A 3746-nucleotide genomic window follows, 5' to 3' on the forward strand; every position below is an offset into this window, starting at 1 on the left:
CTGCTGCAGAGCGCGTTGCAGGGCCGGCCTGCGCGGACCACCGGCAGCGTCGATTCGGTGATGGCGGGGTTGGCCTGCGGTGAGACCTCACCGTTGGCATGGCGCTTCCTGCAGCCGGCGGTCGACGTGTTCATGACCGTCTCCGACGCGCAGGCTGAAGGCGCGATGCGCGTGCTGGCGGAGGGGCGCTTCGGCGACATCCCGGTCGTCGCCGGTGAGTCCGGTGTGGCCGGGCTGGCCGCACTTCAGGCACTGACGCACGATGCTGAGTGGCGCCATGCGGTCGCGCTCGATGGCCAGTCGCGCGTGCTGCTGGTCAACACCGAGGGCGCCACCGCGCCGGGCGTCTACGCGCGCCTGGTGGGCCGCAGCCACGAGGCTGTGCTGCAGGCGCAGCGTGCCTGGCAGTCGGCTCGAGCCATCGATCAAGAGCGGCTGATGCGCCGCATCGAAGCACACGCGGCCATTGGTGCGATCGAGGGCGGCGGTGTCTGCCGCGTCGCGCTGACCGATGCCGATCGGCAAGGCCGCGACCAGCTGGTGAGCTGGATGAAGGAACTGGGCCTCACGGTGACCGTCGACCAGATCGGCAACATCTTCGGCGTTCGTGCCGGCAAGACCGATGCGGCTCCCGTCATGACCGGTTCGCACATCGACACCGTGGCCACCGGCGGCCGCTACGACGGCAACTATGGCGTGCTGGCCGGGTTGGAGGTCGTGCGCTGGCTCAACGAACGCAACATCGCCACCCATCGCCCGCTCGTGGTGGCCGCCTTCACCAATGAAGAGGGCGTGCGCTTCCAGCCCGACATGATGGGCTCGCTGGTCTACGCCGGCGGCCACCCGTTGCAGGCTGCACTCGACGCGGTCGACCGTGACGGCAAGCGCCTCGGTGACGAACTGCGCCGTATCGGCTACGCCGGCGACATGGCCTGCGGCGCCATCGTGCCCCATGCGTTCGTCGAGCTGCACATCGAGCAGGGCCCGGTGATGGAGGCTGAGGGCATCAGCATCGGCGCGGTCGAGAACCTGCAGGGCATCTCGTGGCAGGAGTTCACCATCGTCGGCCAGTCGAACCACGCTGGGACGACACCGATGCGCTTGCGGCGAGACGCGGGCTATTGCGCCGCGGCCATCGCCGTCGTCGTGCGTGAGCTGGCTCAGCGCTTTGGCGGCAGCCAAGTTGCCACCGTGGGCGCGATGGCGCTGCACCCGAACCTCATCAACGTGATTGCGGCCCGGGCCACGGTCACGGTCGACCTGCGCAACACCGATGAAGCCACGCTTCAGCGCGCTGAGCAGGAATTGGCCGACTTCGTGACGACACTGGCGGCCGAACAGTCGGTCGACATCGCGACCCGCCGCCTGGTGCGGTTCGAGCCGGTGATCTTCGACGAGCGCCTGGTGCGCCTCATCGAGGCGGCCTCGCATGCCCGCAGCCATCAAACGCGGCGCATGGCCTCTGGCGCCGGCCATGACGCGCAGATGATGGCCCGCATCTGCCCCTCGGCGATGATCTTCGTGCCGAGCGTGCACGGTATCAGCCACAACCCGCGCGAGCACACCGAGCCGGCCGATCTGGCGCGAGGGGCGAACGTGCTGCTGGATGTGCTGCTGGCGCTGGCCGACGAGCGTTGACACTCGGTCGCTGATGGCCGGACGATTGCTGGCGCGTTGTCGGGGTATCGTCGCCGCATGACGCAAGCACAAACCATTCTGGGCACCGACGGTCGCCCGCGCTGCCGCTGGTGTGCGTCAGCGCCTGAATTCGAGGCCTACCACGATCGCGAGTGGGGCTTCCCGGTGGCCGACGATGTTCGCCTGTTCGAGAAGCTGTCGCTGGAAGGCTTTCAGTCGGGGCTTAGCTGGCGAACCATCCTGGCCAAGCGCGAGAACTTCAGACGTGCATTCGACGGCTTCGACTTCCACAAGGTCGCGAAGTACACCGAGGCACACGTCGCCAAGCTCTTGCAGGACGAAGGTATCGTCCGCCATCGAGGCAAGATCGAGGCGGTCATCAACAACGCGCAATGCGCCGTTCGGCTGCAGGCCGAACATGGCTCACTGGCCGCCTACTTCTGGCAGTTCGAGACCGACCCGGCGACCGCAGCGCCGCCGCAGACTTTGTCCATATCACCCGAGTCCACGGCCCTGTCGAAAGACCTGAAGAAGCGCGGCTGGAAGTTCGTCGGACCGACCACCATGTTCGCGTTCATGCAGGCCATGGGGCTGGTGAACGACCATGCCGAAGAGTGCGTCATCGCCAGCCGCGTCGCCGACATGCGCCGACGCTTTACCAAGCCGGCTTGACGCTCAAGCCCTATCGCCTGGCCAGCCACACCCCATACACCGCCACCACCATGCCCGCCAGCGACAAGCCGGTGAGCGTTTCGCCGAACAAGGCCCAGGCGATCAGTGCCGTCGTGGGTGGGGTCAGGTAAAACAGGCTCGCCACGTTGACGGCCGTGCCGCGGCGGATCAGCAGGTTCAACAGGCTCACTGCGCCGAGCGAGAGCACGAAGACCAGYCAACCGAGCGCGAAGATGAAGGAGCCTGTCCATCGCACCTGCATCGTTTCGGTGGCATAGGCAGCCAGTGCGGTGACGGCCAGGCAGGGCAGGAACTGGATCACCGAACCGGTGCGCAGATCGAAGCTTGGGCAGAAGCGCTTCTGGTACAGCGTGCCTGCCGTGATGCCCAGCAGCGCGATGACGGCGGGCACCAGCATGAGCGTCAGGCCTGCGCCGCTTGCGCTGGCAACCACCTTGTGGGCCACGACGAGCCCGACGCCGACGAAGCCGAGCGCCAGGCCGATCCACTGCTTGCGCTCCACACGCTCGCCCAGCAGCGTGCCGGCACCCAAGGCCGTGAGCACGGGCTGCAGCCCGACCACCAACGCCGTCACCCCAGCCGGCAGGCCGTGCGCGATGGCGGTGAACACGCCGCCCAGGTAGACGGCGTGCACCAGCAGGCCCGACACGCCGATGTGCAGCCAGGCCTTCGGTGTGCTCGGCCATGGTGCCTTCGTCAGCCAGGCGATGCCCGCCATCAGCACCAGCACGATGAGGTAGCGCACGCTCAGGAAGGTGAGCGGCTCCGCGTCGGGCAGGCCGAACTTGGCGCCAATGAAGCCGGTGCTCCACAGCGCAACGAAGAGCAGGGGGTAGAACGAGGCCGGATTGGTGGGGTGCGCGCGCGCCACGGATGCTGTCATGCCCGAATCGAGACGATGCCGAAGCCTGCGAGTGTCACCGCCTTGGCATTGGCCTCGGGGATGACGGGGTATCCCGCGCTGTGAAGGCGCTGGCGCGCTCAGCCAGGCACAGCCGATGGACGCGGTGGAATGCGGCGTGTTTCGCCGACGGCCAGCACGAAGAACTCTTCTTCAGTCAGACCAGCGGTGCCGCGTTCCACGGTCAACTGACGCGGCGGCTCATCGAGCGCCTCGTCCGTCAGCTCGAAAGTGCCCCAGTGCACGCCCAGCGATCGCTTGGCACCGAGATCCTGGTGGATCTTCACCGCCTCGTGCACGTTGACGTGTTGGTCCGCCATGAACCAGCGCGGCTCGTAAGAGCCAATGGGCAGCAGCGCGATGTCGAAGCCGTGGCCAGCCTGCCGGTGCTTCAGCCGCTCGCGGATGTCGGTGAAGTCGCGCGAGTAGCCGGTGTCCCCGGCGTAGAAGAGGTGGCAGTCGGGTGCCATCACGGCAAAGCCGCCCCACAAGGTTTGCATACGGTCGCTGAGGC

4 protein-coding genes are annotated in these 3746 nt (G+C 67.3%); 2 read left to right on the forward strand and 2 right to left on the reverse strand.

What is annotated here, in order from left to right; translation table 11 throughout:
• Together AC1DYI_RS29350 and AC1DYI_RS29355 are read left to right on the forward strand one after the other, a co-directional pair.
• Nucleotides 1-1638, forward strand: a 1638-nt coding sequence (locus AC1DYI_RS29350; RefSeq protein WP_477207652.1) for a Zn-dependent hydrolase, incomplete at its 5' end; no start/stop codon positions are given.
• A gap of 57 nt (nt 1639-1695) precedes the next feature.
• Nucleotides 1696-2310, forward strand: a complete 615-nt coding sequence (locus tag AC1DYI_RS29355) for a DNA-3-methyladenine glycosylase I (protein WP_477207653.1) — start codon at nt 1696-1698, stop codon at nt 2308-2310.
• 10 nt (nt 2311-2320) lie between these two features.
• Here AC1DYI_RS29355 and AC1DYI_RS29360 read toward each other — a convergent pair whose 3' ends face one another.
• Together AC1DYI_RS29360 and AC1DYI_RS29365 are read right to left on the reverse strand one after the other, a co-directional pair.
• Nucleotides 2321-3214: a DMT family transporter gene (locus AC1DYI_RS29360; RefSeq protein WP_477207654.1), complete on the reverse strand. Its 894-nt coding sequence runs from the start codon at nt 3212-3214 to the stop codon at nt 2321-2323.
• Between the two features lie 98 nt (nt 3215-3312).
• Nucleotides 3313-3746, reverse strand: a 434-nt coding sequence (locus AC1DYI_RS29365) for an MBL fold metallo-hydrolase (protein WP_477207655.1), incomplete at its 5' end; no start/stop codon positions are given.

The sequence above is a fragment of the Ideonella sp. P3_A4 genome (genome assembly GCF_056403075.1).